At 51.7% G+C, this 18,425-nt stretch carries 12 protein-coding genes; 5 read left to right on the plus strand and 7 right to left on the minus strand.

From position 1 onward, the window contains the following. Positions 1 to 38: 38 nt before the first annotated feature. The 3 genes from ACYU8Y_RS19330 to ACYU8Y_RS19340 form a co-directional block, all read right to left on the minus strand. Positions 39 to 2,348 (minus strand): heavy metal translocating P-type ATPase, encoded by a 2,310-nt coding sequence (locus ACYU8Y_RS19330; protein ID WP_460939710.1) that lies wholly within the window; start codon positions 2,346 to 2,348, stop codon positions 39 to 41. 7 nt (positions 2,349 to 2,355) lie between these two features. Further along, positions 2,356 to 2,562: a heavy-metal-associated domain-containing protein gene (locus ACYU8Y_RS19335; RefSeq protein WP_460939711.1), complete on the minus strand. Its 207-nt coding sequence runs from the start codon at positions 2,560 to 2,562 to the stop codon at positions 2,356 to 2,358. 230 nt (positions 2,563 to 2,792) lie between these two features. Next, positions 2,793 to 4,652 (minus strand): glycoside hydrolase family 2 protein, encoded by a 1,860-nt coding sequence (locus tag ACYU8Y_RS19340; RefSeq protein ID WP_460939712.1) that lies wholly within the window; start codon positions 4,650 to 4,652, stop codon positions 2,793 to 2,795. Positions 4,653 to 4,882: 230 nt separating this feature from the next. Here ACYU8Y_RS19340 and ACYU8Y_RS19345 point away from each other — a divergent pair, with 230 nt between their 5' ends. From ACYU8Y_RS19345 to ACYU8Y_RS19355, 3 genes are all read left to right on the plus strand, one after another. After that, on the plus strand, positions 4,883 to 7,981 hold the full coding sequence (locus ACYU8Y_RS19345; protein ID WP_460939713.1) for an efflux RND transporter permease subunit: 3,099 nt from the start codon (positions 4,883 to 4,885) through the stop codon (positions 7,979 to 7,981). A gap of 559 nt (positions 7,982 to 8,540) precedes the next feature. Beyond that, a complete protein-coding gene (locus ACYU8Y_RS19350) occupies positions 8,541 to 9,218 on the plus strand; it encodes a response regulator (protein WP_179945465.1) in 678 nt (225 codons plus the stop codon). A gap of 106 nt (positions 9,219 to 9,324) precedes the next feature. Next, the gene (locus ACYU8Y_RS19355) at positions 9,325 to 10,731 is read left to right on the plus strand and encodes a sensor histidine kinase (RefSeq protein ID WP_460939714.1); all 1,407 of its coding nucleotides are present in this window, start codon (positions 9,325 to 9,327) and stop codon (positions 10,729 to 10,731) included. A 9-nt stretch (positions 10,732 to 10,740) separates the two neighbouring features. Here the strand turns inward: ACYU8Y_RS19355 and ACYU8Y_RS19360 are convergent, their stop codons facing one another. Genes ACYU8Y_RS19360 through ACYU8Y_RS19370 form a run of 3 tightly spaced genes read right to left on the minus strand, consistent with a single transcriptional unit; the run spans position 10,741 to position 13,036 of the window. After that, the gene (locus tag ACYU8Y_RS19360) at positions 10,741 to 11,544 is read right to left on the minus strand and encodes a phytanoyl-CoA dioxygenase family protein (RefSeq protein ID WP_460939715.1); all 804 of its coding nucleotides are present in this window, start codon (positions 11,542 to 11,544) and stop codon (positions 10,741 to 10,743) included. Positions 11,545 to 11,571: 27 nt separating this feature from the next. Next, on the minus strand, positions 11,572 to 12,834 hold the full coding sequence (locus ACYU8Y_RS19365) for a 3-phosphoshikimate 1-carboxyvinyltransferase (protein WP_460939716.1): 1,263 nt from the start codon (positions 12,832 to 12,834) through the stop codon (positions 11,572 to 11,574). A 55-nt stretch (positions 12,835 to 12,889) separates the two neighbouring features. Then, a complete protein-coding gene (locus ACYU8Y_RS19370) occupies positions 12,890 to 13,036 on the minus strand; it encodes a hypothetical protein (RefSeq protein ID WP_460939717.1) in 147 nt (48 codons plus the stop codon). 15 nt (positions 13,037 to 13,051) lie between these two features. Between ACYU8Y_RS19370 and nagA the strand changes: the two genes are divergently transcribed. After that, on the plus strand, positions 13,052 to 14,236 hold the full coding sequence (gene nagA / locus ACYU8Y_RS19375; protein ID WP_460939718.1) for an N-acetylglucosamine-6-phosphate deacetylase: 1,185 nt from the start codon (positions 13,052 to 13,054) through the stop codon (positions 14,234 to 14,236). Between the two features lie 11 nt (positions 14,237 to 14,247). On the opposite strand, the gene ACYU8Y_RS19380 is transcribed toward nagA, so the two are convergent. Continuing rightward, the gene (locus ACYU8Y_RS19380) at positions 14,248 to 15,675 is read right to left on the minus strand and encodes a tetratricopeptide repeat protein (protein WP_460939719.1); all 1,428 of its coding nucleotides are present in this window, start codon (positions 15,673 to 15,675) and stop codon (positions 14,248 to 14,250) included. A gap of 581 nt (positions 15,676 to 16,256) precedes the next feature. On the opposite strand from ACYU8Y_RS19380, the gene ACYU8Y_RS19385 reads away from it, so the two are divergent. Next, positions 16,257 to 18,425: TonB-dependent receptor (locus ACYU8Y_RS19385; RefSeq protein ID WP_460939720.1), on the plus strand; the 2,169-nt coding region annotated here is incomplete at its 3' end.

Raw genomic sequence — 18,425 nt, forward strand, 5'->3', positions numbered from 1 at the left:
GCATCAGGTCGTTTTCCAGCCGATAGAGGGATTCGAAACTACAGGTTCATGCCCCGTAGCCGCAGGCTATTGCTCACTACCGACACGGAACTCAGTGCCATAGCGGCTCCGGCGATCATGGGATTCAGCAGAAAGCCAAAGGCCGGGAACAACACACCAGCCGCAATGGGAATGCCGATGAGGTTATAGATAAAGGCCCAGAACAAATTCTGACGAACAACACGAACCGTTTGTCTCGACAGGTTGAGCGCCCTGGGAATGCTGGTCAGATCGGATGTAATGAGTGTCATTCGGGCTACATCCATCGCAATGTCAGATCCTTTCCCCATCGCAATACTCACGTCGGCCTGGGCCAGCGCCTGCGAATCGTTGATGCCATCACCCACCATCGCCACCACCTTTCCCGAGGCCTGCAGCGCTTTCACAAAATCAGCTTTATCGCCCGGCATGACGTTGGCTTTGTAATGCCGGATGCCCACTTGACTAGCGACGGCGGCAGCCGTTTGGCCAGTATCGCCGGTTAGCATATACACGTCGATACCCTGGCGCTGCAAGGTGTCAATCGCCTGCTTCGAACTCGCCTTTACAGGATCGGCAATGGCAAACACGGCAAGCACCTGTCCGGCAGACTCACTTTTACGGGCAAAATAAATCAGCGTTTTCGCCTGGTTCTGCAAGCCAGCGGCATATAAACCCAGGTCAGTAGGTACCGTAATATGGTTATCGCTCAACAGGCTTTCGTTACCCGCATAGTAAACAACGTTTTGGTACGTGGCCCTGACGCCCCGGCCTGTTACACTGTCGAATGTATCCAAGGGCAACGACGCACGGGTTGGCAGGAAAGCGGTAACCGCCTGGGCCAGTGGGTGCTCCGACTGCTTCTCCAACGAATATAAGATTGACGTCAGCTGGGCTTGCTCGTTGACAGGAACAGTCCAATGGGCATCGGTAACCAGGGGTTTCCCTTCCGTAATGGTCCCCGTTTTGTCGAGCACGACGGCATCGACCGTATGGGCAACCTCCAGACTTTCGGCATCTTTTATCAGTATATTGTTTTCAGCCCCTTTGCCAACGCCGACCATAATGGCGGTGGGCGTTGCCAGCCCGAGCGCACACGGACAGGCAATGACCAGCACAGCGACAGAGGTCAGCAGAGCCGTGGTAAACGGATCGCTGTTTGGGGCCAGGTAGTGGCCAAATACCATCCAGACCGCGAATGTCAACACCGCTATGCCCAGCACTACGGGCACAAAAATACCGGCGATTCGATCGACAAGCTGCTGTACGGGCGCTTTGCTGCCCTGCGCTTCCTGAACCATGCGGATGATCTGCGCCAGCAGGGTATCAGAACCAACTTTTTCGGCATGGAACTGGAAGCTGCCTTTCTGGTTGATCGTACCTGCAAAGACTGGCTCCCCCACCTGTTTCAGTACAGGTACGGGCTCTCCGCTAAGCATACTCTCATCGACATACGATTGACCCGACGCAACCCGGCCGTCTACCGGAATTCGTTCGCCCGGCCGCACCCGTAGCAAATGACCAACCTGCACGGCAGCGGTAGGAATCTCGCGCTCGGTATCGCCTTCAATCAATCGCACCGTTTTGGGCTGTAAACCAATCAGTTTTTTGATGGCTGACGACGTGTTTCGTTTGGCTCGCTCTTCCAGCAGTTTACCCAGAAGAATGAACGTAATAACAACGGCAGCCGCTTCGAAATACACGTGAGGATGAACATTGGAGCCGTTCCGACTGTGCCAGTACGCCGGGTAAAGCGTAATGAACGCGCTGAACAGAAAAGCGATGCCCGTGCTCAGCGCCACCAGGGTATCCATATTGGCTTTGCCATGCCGGGCCTGTTTCCAGGCATTTGCAAAAAATGGCTGACCTAAACCAAACACAACCGGTGCTGCCAAGCCCATCATGATGTAGTTGCCGTAGGGAAGCGACATGAAGAACATGCCAATAACCACAACGGGCAACGACAAAATCAACGCCCAAGCCGTCCGTTTTCGGAGACCCTGAAGCCGCTTTTGATTCGCATCTTCCTGCACTTGCCGGGCGTCCAGGCCCGTTTCTTCCGTTTCGATAACAATGTCGTAGCCCATTTCCCGAACGGCATGTTGCAGGGCCTCTGGGCTAACGACGGCCGGATTGAACTGGACCCAGGCCGACTGGTTGGCGTAGTTTACCCCAGCCGCACTAACTCCCGGCGTTTGTTTCAGAATGGATTCGACACTGACCGCACAGGCCGCACAGCTCATTTCCAGCACAGGATATGTTTTCCGAATATCGGGCACAGCTCCGCGTCTGGCCGTGGTCGTTCCCGAATCGGCAATGGTCGTATTCATGGTTCTGTTAGTTAAGCGGTTCTGCCTTGTAACCAGCTTTTTCAATCGCCTGTCTGACTTCCTCCGCCGTTGCATTTTCGGCGGTCAACACTTTCTTCGGATCGCTTATGTCCACCTGCCAGTTCCCTTCTCCCACGGCTTCATTCAGAAAGGGGGTTACGGTAGTAATGCAGTTTCCACATTTTATATTGGTTTTGAATTTTACGGTTTCCATAATTTTGGGCGTTTAGCTCGTTTCGTTTTACTGACAAATTTCGGTTCTGTCTCCTCAATAACGCTTACAGAATTCGTGATGACCCGTATAAAATTGCGCACGGGGCCACGTAATATTTCTGGCAGACATCCCCTACCACAACAACAGCAGATAGCCCCAGAAAATGCCTTTTGCATCTGCGACTATCTGCTGGTCTGTTAGGTCGATAAAAACTTCTGCTCCAGCCTTACTTACACCGGCAGGGCGGGCATTTCGCTGTAGCCCTCCGATGCCAGTAAGCCAGCCGGTACGGACAATTCGCCCGTGTGGGGGTCGATCAGGCCATTCTGCTCATCTTCGATGTTGGTAGCCTGGGTATACACATCGCCGGCAATTGCCCGTTTGCGCATTTCCTGCTTAAACTGACGGATACGCTCGGTACGCTCTTCTGCACCCTGGGGTCCGCCATAGTTGGAAAAGCCGAAGCCACCCCACTCACTAACCACCAGCGGAACCTGCCGCCGGTAAAAAAATGGATCGCCCACGACCAACGGAAAAGCCGCCACCGTATCCAGATCCCCTGCCACCAGCCGGTCGAGGAGCGATTGCCAGTGGTTTGGATCAGGTGTATATAAATGGGCGGTCAGCAGATCGGATTTAAGCCGACCCTCGTAGGAAATATGTTGCCAGCCATCGTTATCGACCACCAGAAACTGCGGGTAAGCGAGCTGCATGAAATGGTACATGTTGGTAATGTACTCCCGGGTATTGGGATTTGTCGCAATATCCTGCGCGCCCCAGTCTTCATTATACAGGCTCCAGATCACAACCGATGGGTGCGTGCCAATCAAGGCCAGCATACGCATCAACTCAGCTTCGTGATTATGTCGGCTGCGAGCCGTTGAACTATGCGGACTGGGCACTTCGACCCACAGCAATAACCCTAACTTATCAGCCAGGTTATAAATGCGCGGGTCGATACCGGCGATGTGAACCCGCACCAGATTACAGCCCAGTTCTTTCATGGCCAACATGTGCCGTTTCATTTCTTCGTAGGTTGCCGTGCCCGGCTGATACAGTATGCCGTCCAGATAGATGGGTTTGTTGTTCAGGTACACAAATCGTCCGCGTGCTTCAATCTTTCGAAGGCCAAACTGCGTTTCAATCTGCGCGACGTGGCCAGTTTCATCGATTAGCTGGGCAATGAGCCGATACCGAACCGGGTTTTCGTGCGACCAGAGTTGCGCCCCCGGCACTTCGATCACAACTCGCTGCTGTTTTTGCCCGGCTTCCAGCATCAAGGGAAAATCAGACGTGGCCATTGGCGTCGATGACAACGGTGCTTTTCGCTCGAATACCTGCAGGCGCAGCGTGTAATTGCCGGGGTCATGGATCCGGGTAGTCAGGCTAAAACGCACCAGTTCATCTTCAACGGTGCTCACCACGCCCACACGCGAGCGTAGCCGATTTCGCTCCACGGTTTCGAGCCAGACGGAGCGCACAGCACCCGTGTATGTCTGGTACCAGATCCCGCCCCGCTTATACACGTGCGACTCCTGCTTGCCGCGCGGAGTTTCGGCGTCCATCGTATCGGCAATGCGGACGGTCAATCGGTTGGTGGGCCGCAGCAATTCATCGGCTAATTCATAGGAGAAGGACGTATATTCCCCATAATGAATAGCCTCGCCTTCAATGGTGCTGAGCGGATGCCCGTTAAGCCACACGCGGGTCTCGTAACCACAGGCGCCAAATGTGAGCTGGATGATGGAACTGGAAAGGGGCTCGGTGCGCGCAGGCAGGTCGAATTCGCGTTCATACCAGGCCACCACCTTATCCTGCCAGATAACAGGGCTAACTTGTCCTTTTGCATGCGCCATGTGTTCTTCGATGGAACCAGGCCACTCGGCAACGCCTTCGTAGGGGTGCCCCAAAAACCAGCGGTCCTGCAAACCCGCGTCATTGGCATCAATCGAAAACTTCCATTCCCCGTCCAGCAGCCAGTGTGAATTGGGGCGAAGTACCGCTCTGGGTAGCGGATTTATGGGTTCATCGCCTATGGCGCCTTCTTCTTTACTATCGGTAAGACCAAAATTTGATTGGATTTCGGACATAATACGTAAGACAATTAACGACTGTAGATTGGTTTAGTACCCTGTAAACCTATCAAACGGAAGAAAGGCTTAAAAAATTAGCCTTCGTTTGGTAATGCCCGATCCACACAGGTGTTTACGACCAGAAATTCTGCTTACTTATTTAACGCACTTTTAACCACAGGTTAAGGCCAATTTAAGTTCAGACCAGCACTTTTGTTGACCTAAAAGACGTACACGCCGTAACCGGTATGAATAAATTCATAAAGAGCATTTTATCATTTTCGCTGAAAAATAAGTTTTTCATATTTTTTCTGACAGGCCTGGCCGTCGTTGCGGGCGTTATCAGCTATCAGAATACACCCATTGAAGCTTTCCCCGACGTTACCAACACCCAGATTACACTCATTACACAATGGCCGGGCCGGTCGGCAGAAGAGGTCGAGAAGTTCGTAACGATTCCGATTGAAATTGGCCTGAATTCCGTGCAGAAGCGCACCGACATTCGCTCTACGTCGCTATTCGGTCTGTCGGTCGTCAAAATTCTGTTCGATGATGGCGTCGATGATGCCTTTGCGCGCCAGCAGGTCAATAACCTGCTCAACGGTGTCGAACTGCCCGAAGGAATCAAGCCCGATGTGCAGCCCCCCTACGGTCCTACCGGCGAGATTTTCCGCTATACTCTTCAATCCCCTACCCGCACGGCCCGTGAGCTGAAAACACTGCAGGACTGGGTGATCGAGCGTCAGTTGAAAAGCGTACCCGGCGTTGCCGATGTAGTCAGCTTTGGGGGCGAGGTAAAGACCTACGAGATTTCAGTAGATCCCCGTCGCCTGATCGATTACAACATTACCCCCCTGCAATTGTACCAGGCCGTTGCCAATGCCAACGTCAACGTGGGTGGTGATGTCATTGAGAAAAATTCGGAAGCTTATGTGGTTCGGGGTATTGGCCTGCTAAAAAACCAGCAGGATATCCAGAACATTATTATCAAGAATATTAAAGGAACGCCCATCACGGTTCATAACGTCGCCCAGGTCTCGGAATCGGCCTTGCCCCGGCTTGGGCAGGCGGGCCGCGACAAGGAAGACGATGCGGTCGAGTGTATCGTTGTGATGCGCAAAGGCGAAAACCCAAGTGAAGTGATTGATCGGGTGAAAGCCAAAATCAATGAACTGAACACCAGCATTTTACCCAGCGATGTAGAAATAAATACCTTCTACAACCGGGAAACGCTCATCAATTTTGCCACCCACACGGTTACGCATAACCTCATCGAGGGGATCGTCTTCGTAACGGTCATCGTCTTTATCTTCATGGCCGACTGGCGTACCACCGTGACGGTATCCATTGTGATTCCGCTGGCGTTGTTGTTTGCCTTTATCTGCCTGCGGTTAAAAGGCATGTCGGCCAATTTACTGTCCATGGGGGCCATCGATTTCGGGATCATCGTAGACGGTGCCGTGGTGATGGTGGAGGGCATTTTCGTGACGCTCGACGAACTGGCCCACGAGAAAGGAATGGCTACGTTCAATCGGCTGGCCAAAATGGGCATCATCCGGAAAACGGGCACCGAGATGGGCAAGGCCATCTTCTTTTCTAAAGCCATCATTATCACCTGTTTGATCCCGATTTTCTCGTTCCAGAAAGTAGAGGGCAAAATGTTCTCTCCGCTGGCCTGGACACTCGGCTTCGCGCTCCTCGGTGCGCTCATTTTCACCCTGACGCTGGTGCCGGTCCTGGCCAGTATTCTGCTCAAGAAAGACGTTCGGGAGAAACACAATCCCTTCGTCAACGCGGTGACGAGCTTCTCGACGCGGTTATTCAACTTTACGTTTGCTCACAGAAAAATCAGTATCATTCTGACCGGCATTCTGGTAGCGGTTGGGCTGTCGGGCTTCACGTTGCTGGGAACCGAGTTTTTACCCGAGCTAAATGAAGGCTCTATCTACGTACGGGCGACGATGCCCATGAGTATTTCGCTGCCGGAGTCCGTCAAACAGACGGTGCTGATGCGTCATATTTTCGAGCAGTTCCCGGAGGTGAAGGGTGTTATTTCGCAAACCGGCCGCCCCAATGACGGTACGGATCCGACCGGCTTCTACAACATCGAATTCCTGGTGGATATTTACCCGCAGGACGACTGGAAAAGTGGGTTGAGCAAAGAAGAGCTGATTGAAAAAATGCAGGAGAAACTCAGCGTTTTTCCGGGTGTCAACTTTGGCTTTTCCCAACCCATCATGGATAACGTCGAAGAGGCTGTATCGGGGGTGAAGGGGTCCATTGCCGTCAAAATTTACGGTCCGGATCAGGGTATTCTGGAGACAAAAGCCAACGAGATCCGCAATCAGTTGGCTACGGTGCAGGGCATCGAAGATCTGGGCGTTATCCGCACGACGGGTCAGCCCGAAATGCGCATTGAACTGGATGAACACAAACTGGCCGTTTATGGCGTCAATAAATCAGATGCCGAAGCGGTGATTGAAATGGCGATCGGTGGTAAGGCGGCTACTCAGATTTATGAAGGCGAGCGGAAGTTCGACCTTCGTATCCGATACGACCGCCCGTTCCGTTCCAGCGAGTCACAGATTCGTCAGTTGATGGTGCCGACTGAAAATGGCAGTATGATTCCGATCAAAGAAATCGCCAATGTATACACACAAACCGGGCCCGTACTGATTTTCCGGGAAGCGAGCCAGCGCTACGGAGCGGTCAAGTTTTCGGTGCGGGGCCGCGACATGGGTAGCGCCGTGGCCGAGGCTCAGCAGAAAGTGCAGGCCAACGTGAAACTTCCGGCTGGTTATACGGCCAAATGGGCGGGTGATTTTGAGAACCAGCAACGCGCCACAGCCCGGTTAGCGCAGGTTGTTCCGATTAGCTTACTGGCGATCTTTTTTATCCTGTTCATCTTATTTGGCAATGTAAAAGACGCAGGTCTGGTGCTTTTCAACGTACCCTTCGCGATCATTGGCGGCATTGCAGCCCTGCTCGTCACGCATGTCAACTTCAGCATTTCGGCAGGCATTGGCTTCATCGCCCTCTTCGGAATTTGTATTCAGAACGGCGTAATCCTCATTTCCGTCTTCAAGAAGAACCTGCGCAACGGTATCCCTTTAACTGACGCGATACGAGAGGGCGTTATTTCCCGGATACGACCCGTGGTGATGACCGCCATGATGGCCGGTATCGGCCTGATTCCCGCGGCAATTTCGCATGGTATTGGTTCCGAAACGGCCAAGCCACTGGCCATTGTCGTTATTGGTGGATTGATTACGGCAACTCTTCTGACGCTGTTTATATTTCCGCTGATATTCTATGCGTTTTACCGGCAAAAGTTCAGCACAATTTAATTATTGATTTTTCGGGCACGTTAAATAATTTTAACCACGGTTTTACGTTTTTTTTAAAAAGAAATTGCAACATTGCAGGGTGTTTTAGCAGAAAAGTGCTTGCTTTTCTGTATATATAAAAAAATTGCTTACTTTTAGCATAACAATCCTTTACAAAGGGAAGGTTGAACATCAAGATTAGGCGGCCGCCCGGTCGCCAGTCTTGAAATGGTGTGGATAGAAGCGGAAAGCCGCCCCGATATTCGGAGCGGCTTTTTTGTTAGTAATCGAAACGCATTTGTTTATATAGGTTTCTTTTTTTCCTTATACACGTTATCCTGGCTTCCAGTTACGTATTCATAAACACAGCACTTTTATAGCCAAAAGTCTAATTTTTATTTAACTGCCTTTTAATTCTATTTTCAACTCCTTTTAAGGTTATACGGCGAGTTTTAAGCTCTCAACCAAGTAAACATCTACCGACATTTAGGTAGCATTTTTAGCGAGGCTGTGTATATCTTTTAATAAATAAATTAATCTGCCGTTTTTAAATCAGCCGATAGCTATGTATGTTGCCGATATGAAGATCCTGGTAGTAGAAGACGAACCCAAATTAGCCTCCTTCGTCAAGAAGGGGCTGGAGGAGCAGTCGTGTGAAGTAGATGTGGCCTACGATGGGCAAGTTGGCCGTAACATGGCCCTCAACAACCTCTATGACGTGATTGTGTTAGATATCAACCTGCCTAAAATGAACGGCTTTGATGTGGTTCAGTCCATCAGACAGGAAAAGAATCGGACACCCGTTCTGATGCTGACCGCTATGGGTTCGGTAGACGATAAACTTACGGGCTTCGAAGCAGGTGCCGACGATTACCTGGTGAAGCCATTTGAGTTTCGGGAGTTGATGGCTCGCTTACGCGCACTGACCAAACGAAGCAGCGACGCTGGCATGCAGGCCAATGTGCTCAAAGTAGCCGACCTGGAACTTGACCTAAACGAAAAAATTGCTCGCCGGGGTGACAAACGCATTGAGCTGACGGCCAAAGAATTCGGTCTGCTCGACTATTTAATGCGAAACCGGGGCCGCGTCGTTTCACGGGTCGATATCGCCGAAAAAGTCTGGGATATTCACTTCGACACGGGCACGAATGTCATCGATGTGTATGTCAATTTCCTCCGCAAAAAAATTGACAAGGATTTCCCAACCAAACTTATTCATACAGTTATTGGCATGGGGTATATGTTGAAAGAAGAGTAAGTTTAAGTATTAGGAGTTAGGGGCTAGTGTTGGGAGTTGCTGACGTCCGCATTGTTGGCGCGTCGGCAACTCTCAACACTAGCTCCTGACTCCTAACTTCTAAACAATGAACATCCGCACACGCCTGACCCTGTTATTCGTATTACTGGTTGCTTCGATTGTCCTGCTTTTCACGGTCTCCGTTTACTACCTGTATGACCAGTTCCGCGAGCAGGAATTTCAGCAGCGTCTCGTGGAGAAAGCGTACACGACGGTCCGGCTACGGGAGGACGTAGGCGAGGTGCCACGGGCCGATCTGCCCGTAATGACAGATGAGCAGGTCACGATTTACAATCGGCAGGGCACGGTTTTATACAACCAGGAAACCAAGCGCCCCCGCTTTCCGGTAACACCGGCATTTCTAAACAAAGTTACTTATCAGAACCCCCAGTATAGTCGAATAGGTGATATCGAAGCGATTGCCGTTTTGCATTTGAACGCCCGAAAAGAACCCTTAATCATTGTTGCTTCGGGCAACGATCGCTATGGCTTAAGTAAGCTGGACCGGCTCCGGGAAATTCTCTTTTCGGGTTGGCTATTAAGCCTGATTATTGTAGGGATAGCGGGTTATCTGTTTGCAACCGATGCGTTAAGGCCCGTGGCCGAACTCATTACCCAGGTGAACGCCATCTCGGCAACCAATATCCACGAACGATTGCGGGTGGGTCGCCAGCGCGATGAGCTGGCGGATCTGGCCCGAACGTTCAACGATCTGCTCACCCGGCTCGAAGAAGCGTTTGTCTTGCAGAAAAGCTTCGTTTCGCACGCGTCGCATGAGTTGCGCACCCCACTCACGGTCATGATGGGCCAGATTGAAGTAACCCGGCTGCAGGCACGCACGACGGAGGAATATGAAGTTGCCTTCGATGCGTTGCTGGATGAGGTGAAGAGTATGATTCGGCTCGTGAACGGCCTGCTCGAACTAGCCCGCGCCAGTTCGGACATGGTCACGCTCAACTACGAGCCGGTACGCATTGATGAGCTGTTGTGGCAGGCGCAAAGCCAGATTATCAATAAAAAGCCAGCTTATCAGATTGATATTGATTTCGACAACCTTCCCGTCCACGAAGAAGAACTGGTTATTGTCGGGGAAGAATCGCTCCTGCAAACAGCCTTCCAGAACCTGATGGAAAACGGCTGCAAATACTCCCCCGACGCGAGCGTGTCGGTACGGATACTATTTGAACGGGGGCAGCTAAAGCTTACCTTCAGCGATCAGGGCTATGGCATTCCAGCCAACGATCTTCCACATATTTTCGAGCCTTTTTACCGCTCAGAATCAACCATGACCATCGCTGGTCACGGCATTGGCCTGGCTCTGACGCGACGCATTATTGAATTGCATCATGGTCATATTCAGGTCGATTCCATCGAAGGAAAAGGGACTACGTTTCGCATTACACTCCCTACGACCTATACCCCAACCCAAGCTTCGGGCGGAACCCACAAACTCAGCGAAGGCATTGGCAGTTGACCCTATACACTAAACCAACTTCTTCATATCCAGCACTTTCACACTATTCTGTTCCGCTTTTTTAAGGGTTTCGGGCGAGTACGTAGATAAACGCACGTTTTCCTGCATATCGGCTCGTTTCTGAATGTGCTGCTCGAGGTAACGGTCGAGGTGCTTTCCTTCCAAACCATAGCTGAAAAACAGCGATACCCGTTCGCCCTGCTGCTCACGAAACAGAAAATCGGGCAGGCGATTTTCCAGGCCCACATGCAGCGGTAGATTGGTCAGCACTTTTAGTCGGCGGGCATTACCACTGTGAAGCGTTCGCATGTTCCAGACCACAATATCGCCCGCCCGCGTGTCGGCAAAGACATCAGCCCCGTCGGCTGCGTCATGACTCCCAGCTTTAAATCGAATTCCACCACTGTAGCTGTCGTGGTTCTGTAAATAAATACCGAAGCGGATAAGCGAATAGGGTCCCTCCCAATCGGCCCCCTGGCCAAACTGATAGCGATCGATGTTGTCCCGATGAAAACCGCGGGTACCCGTACCAATCTGATACGTACTATCGGAGAAATAGACGGGTGTATCGCCCAGAATTTCGGTGGCTATGGCCACAATTCTCGGGTCATAAATAACCCAGCCCAGGCCTTCTTTACTTAACAGATCACCTTTCACCGAAGCTGCTTGCTTGACCTGGGCTATCTGACCGAGTTTTTGTTGTCGGTCCCGGTGTTCATAGGCCGCCTGACGTAATTTGGCTACTTCGTCGGGCGTAAACACCTTACGGACAATGAGATAGCCCTGCTGTTCGAATTGCTCCCGGTGTGTCATCGTGGGTTACTATTTACAGTTTTCGACTTAATGTATGTAAGCTACCGTTGCCACTTGCGCCATATCATCCCAGAAGGAAGGATAAGATTTCGCCACGACACCGGGTTCGTCAATGATGATTTCGTGCTGCATGGCTACCGGCGCAAAGGCCATGGCCATCCGGTGATCGTCGTAGGTAGCGATGGTGGCCGGGCCCGAAGGGCTTACCGCCAATTGATGAACTTCGTATAAATGATTCGGTTCAATCTCGACCAGTTCAGCACCAACCTTCTGTAACTCAGCCTGTAAGGCCGCCACCCGATCGGTTTCCTTTATCTTTAAACTCTCGATACCCGTCAGCCGGAGTACAACGCCTTTCACGGCAGCACAAACGGCCACGGTCTGGGCCAGATCCGGACAATCCGTAAAATCCCAGGCCAGCGATGTAGCCGTTGGGCCTTTGGTTAACCGCACCCCCGAATCCGTGAATGTACTCTCGACACCCAGCGCGCGCATGATGTCGGCAATCGCGCTGTCGCCCTGGAGCGACTTCGCTTTCAGGCCCAGCAAATTGATCTCTGCCGTTTCATCTTTGGCCAAAGCCGCCACACTGTACCAGTAACTTGCCCCCGACCAATCGGATTCAATCGCATATGGTTTGGGCGTATACGGTTGGGGAGCAACGGTAATCGTCTTTGTCTCCCAATCGGCCTGAACATCGGCTCCGAAGTACCGCATCTGTTCGAGCGTCATCTCAATGTAAGGGCGGGAGCCAACAGCGCCCGTCAGTTCCAGGGTCAATCCCTCAGGAAGCAAGGGGGCAATCATCACAAGCGCTGAGATGTACTGACTGCTTACATCCCCACGAATGCTCAGCCGGTTACTAGACTCCCCCGACGAGGAGAACCCCTTGATTTGCAGGGGCGGATACCCTTCCTGGTTCAAATAAGTGATCTTGGCACCCAGCGTACGCAAGGCATCCACGAGAATTCCGATGGGTCGCTCGCACATCCGGGGCGTCCCCGTCATTATTTTTTCCTGACCCGTAACGGCAAAATAAGCCGTCAGAAAACGCATGGTTGTACCAGCATCCAGGACATCGGCCGTCGGATCGGTTGATTTCAGCAACCGGATCATCGTCTGCGTATCCCGGGCGGTCGAGAGGTTTTGTAAGTCGCAGCGAAATCCGGTGAGTGCGTCGATGATTAACGCGCGGTTGCTTTCACTTTTCGACGAAGCCAGTGGAATGGTGGCCTGGACGAGACCGGGCTGCGTGAGCGTGGCGGGGGGAGTTAAACGAACAGCGTTCAAGAGATAAACAGGTTGGTACTGACACGAAATAGTTCGCAAAAAAACGAAAAATCGACTACATTCCGGCCATTATCTGCGTTAGGGTAGCAGATGGGTTGCTCTTTTTCGACAGAATAACCGAATTATCGACTATCTGCCCGATTCCGAACTGGTCAACGCCGTCTCTAAAAACACCGAACGCATCAGGCAACTCAACTAACATTCAGGCTGAACAAGCATGACCCTTATTTTCACCAACGCCCATTTATTTACCGGAACCGAATGGTTACCAAATGCATCCGTCCGCATTGAAAACGGCCGTATCCAGGCAATTAGCTCCTCAACACCCACCCAAAGTGATCTCGACAACGCCACGGTCATCGATCTGGGTGGCGATTATCTGGTTCCGGGTCTTGTCGATTTGCAACTCTACGGCGGCTCCGACTTATTTCTGAACGATCAGCCAACCCCCGAAACGGTTCGGCATATTTACGATTCCCACTCCCGTAACGGTACCACGACTCTACTGCCCACCATCCATTCTACGTCGCTCGCGATCATGCAGGAGTCGATGGCAGCCGTGCAGGTTGTACGGGCAGAAAATCCGTTTGGCGTACCGGGCATTCACGTTGAAGGCCCGTATTTTAACCCGATCAAACGGGGTGCGCACAGCATGGCCTACGTTCGAACGCCCGCCGATGGCGAACTGGAAACCCTGTTCAGCGCCAACGCCGATGTTATTCGGATATTAACGCTGGCCCCCGAAATTCTGACGCCCGACCAGCTCGGCACCATAAAAAAGCTGAAGCACGCAAACACGCTTCTTTCCCTCGGCCATAGTAATGCGACGTATCAGCAAGCCACCACGGCGTTCAACGAGGGTATTCCGCTGGCCACGCACCTCTACAACGCCATGCGCGGCTTCGAGAGCCGGGAGCCAGGGGTTGTGGGGGCCGTTTTCGATCACCCGACCGTGCACGCCAGTATCATTGCCGACGGGTACCACTGCAACCCAACCGCTATTCGCATTGCCTACCGGCTGCTGTGCCCCGCGGGTGAACCGGAACGATTGTTTCTGATCTCGGACGCGCTCTTTGCCAATCCTCCCCGACCCAATTTCGAGCTGGGGCAGTTTATCGTTCATTTTGAGCCCGATCAACCACGCCCCGGACGCTATGTCAATAACGAAGGCAATCTGGCTGGATCGGCCATTACGCTGATCGACTGCGTTAAGATTGCCGTTGAGCAAGCCGGAATTCCGCTGACGAATGCGCTCCGAATGGCCTCGGTCATTCCCGCCGAAATCATTGGCATGGGTGATCAACTGGGCAAAATTCAGCCTGATTACGTTGCCAATCTGGTCCGGCTGGATCAAGCCATGAACGTGAAGGGCGTCTGGGCATCGGGAGAGTCGATAGCGTGAGTTCAGCTATATCACCGGGCGTCTCTGGCGATGGCTTTCTCGTAGTTTTGGTTGAGCGTTTCCAGAAACTTGCCCGTTACCCAACTGATATCCGAGTCGCGGATAAATACAAATCGCTTGGGTATCGACGTGTCGGCGTAGGCCCGAATAACGGCTTCCAGCAGCAATGAACCGGCAATAAGCTGTTTTTCGTTGAACTGGTTCTGCACATTAGCCAGGTCGGCCTCCGCCTTTCGGCGCACAACCGGGTCCGTCAGGTCAGACAAGTCGGGGTGAATCAGACTTTGGTAATCCGTCATGGCCAAGCGAGCAAAGCGTTCGGCATCGGCCAGTGTCAGGGGTACGGCCGTCGTACCTGCTTTTTCAGGATGCAGGTAGGCGGCCATGGCCCAGGCTATGCCACCGCCCAGCGCTACGGTTCTGCGTTGGTGCAGGCCGGGGCTTGTGGTGTTGAACTCCACATTAATAGCCGTATCAGCCATCATTTTGATAACCTGCTGCGCTTCTTTTTTATAGGCATCAATGGACAGAGATCGGTTGTTATCGATCAGGTTAGCCAGTGTTTTGGTGCCAATGGGTAAACTGACGGAATGAAACCGATGGCCGCTATCGTAATAGCCGCCCTTGGTATTTCCACTCCCAATATCGACACAAGACGCTGTGAGCCAAAGCTTTCGGGGAATAGAGCCGATCATGAACAGTTCGGCTTCACGGGCAGCCGTCAGCGTAGAGTCAATAAACAGGCTGTCGCTGCCGGGTAGGCTATTGGTCACCAGTGCCGAAAACAATTCGTAGAGTTTCTTTTTCTTGGCAGGTGTTTTACCCAATGTTTCGTTGACCCCGCTACTAAAGGCAACATAAATATGGTCGGCGGGAATATTGTAACGCCGAATCGAATCCAGATAAGTTTTCATCACCTCCTGCCCATCCTTAAACGACTGGGCCGTACCCGACACCAGGGTTACGTTGGGAGCAATGGGTTTAACCTTAACGTCCTTGTTGTAAAACCCATTCTCGTAAACTGTCCGGAAAATAGCCAGCTTCACGCCCGAGGCCCCCACATCGATGCCCGCATAGAGGTCTTTCGATGCCGTTTCGCTGATCAACTGCCGCATCGCAGCTTCGCTCGCTCCGAAATTCAATTTCTTGTATAGCCCGTGGGCCTTATGAAAATAGCCCAACGCCGTCTGGCTGTTCTCCTGCTCACGGTAGGCAAAGCCCAGATTTTCGTAGGCCACAGCCTCCATGTATTCATCCTTAGCCTTCACGGCGGGCAAGGCCCTCAACAGCAAGTCAATGGCCTGCTCAGGCCGATCAACCATTCGTAACGTATTGCCCAGTTTAATAAAATGCTGAGCTTCCACCACGTTGCGCGCATTCTGGGCCAGCGCAGAAACTGAGTAAAGCAAAATAAAAACCAGCGAGAAGATGTAGCTCATATACATGTAATCATTTGTTGGACAGAGGACTATACCGTAAAATTCACAATTCGTTGACACAGCAAGATAAGCATTCAAAGTTGCCGGAACGGCGATTGTGAGGGAAAGGGGCAGTAGCCCCGAATGAGCCTAACTTTCTACGCCAAACCTACAGCCATGCATATGGAACAACCAGTAACTGACGAAATCTTATTGGTGAACAAAATAGACGTCAATTAACCATCTACTGCATTTATTTAACATTTTAAAATTATATTTTGCATAACTGTTGTTTTCCAATAGTATAATATTAATATTTGATTAATAACAGTGAATACTACTCTCTAACCGTGCGCACGGGTACTTTCCAGGGGGTTATCTAGTCAGGAAGATTATAGCGTACAGAATCATCTATAACTGAACTGATTACAGCAAAAAATTAAGCCTTCCTTTTAGTCGTTAGTAAAGCCGGAAAAATCGGCTTCCGGTTTCTTATTGCCCAGTTTTTACCCTTGCCTTTGCCAAAACTTACTCCTGATACAACACGCCAGAATGCCTGAATTATTTACTACTCATTTGTTCAATCTTATTAAATACAAACCATGAAAAGAAAATTACATGAGTATCACCTGTTGGTCACCCTATGTATGCTGGTTGCCTTATGCCCCGTAGAAACGTGGGCTCAAAGCCGGAAAATAACGGGCAAAGTTTCCATAAGCGGCAATACCGAAGTCCTGCAGGGAGTCAACGTACTGGTCAAAGGAAATACACGAAAAGGGGCCGTTACGGATAGTCAGGGTATGTTTGCACTCGAAGCGTTGCCAACCGATGTCCTTGTGATCAGCTTTATCGGATTCAAATCGAAGGAGGTAAAAGTAGGTAATGAGACCAATTTCAACATATCGCTGGATGAGGACGCCACGCAACTGACCGAACTGATCGTAACGGGGTCGCGCAATGCAGGTCGCACCATTCTGGAAACGCCCGTCCCCGTCGATGTCATCTCGATCAAGGATATTATGGGCGAACTTCCTCAAATGGATCTGGCCCAGATGCTTGCCTTCGTAGCGCCGAGTTTCAACGCTGTCCGGTCGCAGGGGGGCGATCTTAACTCGCACGTCGATCCTGTTCAATTGCGCAACATGGCTCCCAACCAGATACTGGTGCTTGTCAACGGCAAAAGACGGCATACTTCTGCCCTGCTCATTACCGAAACAGCCGTTGGTAGCCCATCGACCACCGTCGATTTGATGACCATTCCTGTTTCGGCCATCGACCGGGTCGAAATACTTCGTGATGGGGCGGCCGCGCAGTATGGCTCCGACGCGGTAGCGGGTGTGGTCAATATTATCCTGAAAAAAGGAACGAACAAACTAACGGGTAGCCTTACCGGTGGCGGTTATGCCAACACGGGCGGCCAGGCCGGAGCGCTGACCAAGTCGGGAAAACCGGACGGATTCAATTATCAGTTCGATGCCAACTACGGATTCAAAATCAGCGACAAAGGCTATTTCAATATTTCAGGCCAGATTACCCAGCGCCGACCCACCCTGCGGCCGTTTGTCAACGACTGGGGCTTCTTTGACAATACCTACCTGAACAACCTGCGAACAGACAAGAATGGAAATCCGGTCATCACGAACCCCGAATTGATCAGTGCGCAGGTAGCCGGTAATACAGCGCAGATTACGGCTCTGAAAACCGAAACGGGCCTGATGAGTGCCCGCGGCCTGACCAAAGCCGACTTCGCGGTATATGCGGGTATGCCAGCCATTACGCTGGGAAGTACTTTTTACAATGCTGGTTACGAAATAAACCCGACCACAACCATCTATAGTTTTGGCGGAGCATCCTATAAGTACCTGGAAGGCTTCTCATGCTATTTCCGCCGACCCGCTCAAACCGACCGATTCAACTACCTGCTCTACCCGAACGGATTCAGACCTCAAATGACGTCCAACACGTCGGATATCTCGAACACCATCGGCCTCAAAAGCAAGATCGGTGATTTCAGCGTTGACTTCAGCAACACATTTGGCCGGAACACCATGCGCCTGGGTATGGTCAATACCTTCAATGCATCCCTCGGCTCCAATTCGCCGGTAAACATGAATCTGGGTACACACCAGTTCTCGCAGAACTCGACGAACCTCGACTTATCCCGCTATTTCAAAGGGGTGATGAATGGGCTGAACATCGCCTTTGGCGCAGAAATGCGGGTTGAAAATTACAAGATTATCAAAGGACAGGAGGAGAGCTACGCCTACGGAAACGCAGGCATTCTTTCCGTAGTGAAAGACGGCCTGCTGATTGGCCCGGACGGAAAACCGCTTGAAGACGCCAACAGCGCCCCGATCGTTGATGCCAGCGGCAATCCACTATCCGTATTTGCCGGACAGCAGGTAACCGTCAAATCCCTGTCGTCTAACTGTCAGTGCTTTGCAGGATTTGGCCCCAAAAATGAGCGAAACGAGTTCCGGACAACAATGGCCGCCTACTTAGATGCTGAACTGGAACTTACCCGCAAATTTTTACTGGCAGGCGCTTTCCGTCTGGAAAATTACTCGGATTTTGGTGGGGTAACCATCGGAAAACTGGCCGCTCGCTATTCGCTGACCAAAACCCTGTCTATCCGTGGCTCTATTGCTACCGGCTTCCGGGCCCCATCGCTACAGGAACTAAACTACACCCATACCGCGACGGCTTTCGTACCCGATGCCAACGGCATTCCGCAACCTCTGGACGTGACGACCTACCCGACCAACAGCACG

Source organism: Spirosoma humi (assembly GCF_054776575.1).

What these genes read in the sequence shown, in the direction of transcription:
- ACYU8Y_RS19330 (WP_460939710.1), bottom strand. Translation starts at nt 2,348, where the DNA reads ATGAATACGACCATTGCCGATTCGGGAACGACCACGGCCAGACGCGGA.
- ACYU8Y_RS19335 (WP_460939711.1), bottom strand. Translation starts at nt 2,562, where the DNA reads ATGGAAACCGTAAAATTCAAAACCAATATAAAATGTGGAAACTGCATT.
- ACYU8Y_RS19340 (WP_460939712.1), bottom strand. Translation starts at nt 4,652, where the DNA reads ATGTCCGAAATCCAATCAAATTTTGGTCTTACCGATAGTAAAGAAGAA.
- ACYU8Y_RS19345 (WP_460939713.1), top strand. Translation starts at nt 4,883, where the DNA reads ATGAATAAATTCATAAAGAGCATTTTATCATTTTCGCTGAAAAATAAG.
- ACYU8Y_RS19350 (WP_179945465.1), top strand. Translation starts at nt 8,541, where the DNA reads ATGAAGATCCTGGTAGTAGAAGACGAACCCAAATTAGCCTCCTTCGTC.
- ACYU8Y_RS19355 (WP_460939714.1), top strand. Translation starts at nt 9,325, where the DNA reads ATGAACATCCGCACACGCCTGACCCTGTTATTCGTATTACTGGTTGCT.
- ACYU8Y_RS19360 (WP_460939715.1), bottom strand. Translation starts at nt 11,544, where the DNA reads ATGACACACCGGGAGCAATTCGAACAGCAGGGCTATCTCATTGTCCGT.
- ACYU8Y_RS19370 (WP_460939717.1), bottom strand. Translation starts at nt 13,036, where the DNA reads ATGTTAGTTGAGTTGCCTGATGCGTTCGGTGTTTTTAGAGACGGCGTT.
- nagA (WP_460939718.1), top strand. Translation starts at nt 13,052, where the DNA reads ATGACCCTTATTTTCACCAACGCCCATTTATTTACCGGAACCGAATGG.
- ACYU8Y_RS19380 (WP_460939719.1), bottom strand. Translation starts at nt 15,675, where the DNA reads ATGAGCTACATCTTCTCGCTGGTTTTTATTTTGCTTTACTCAGTTTCT.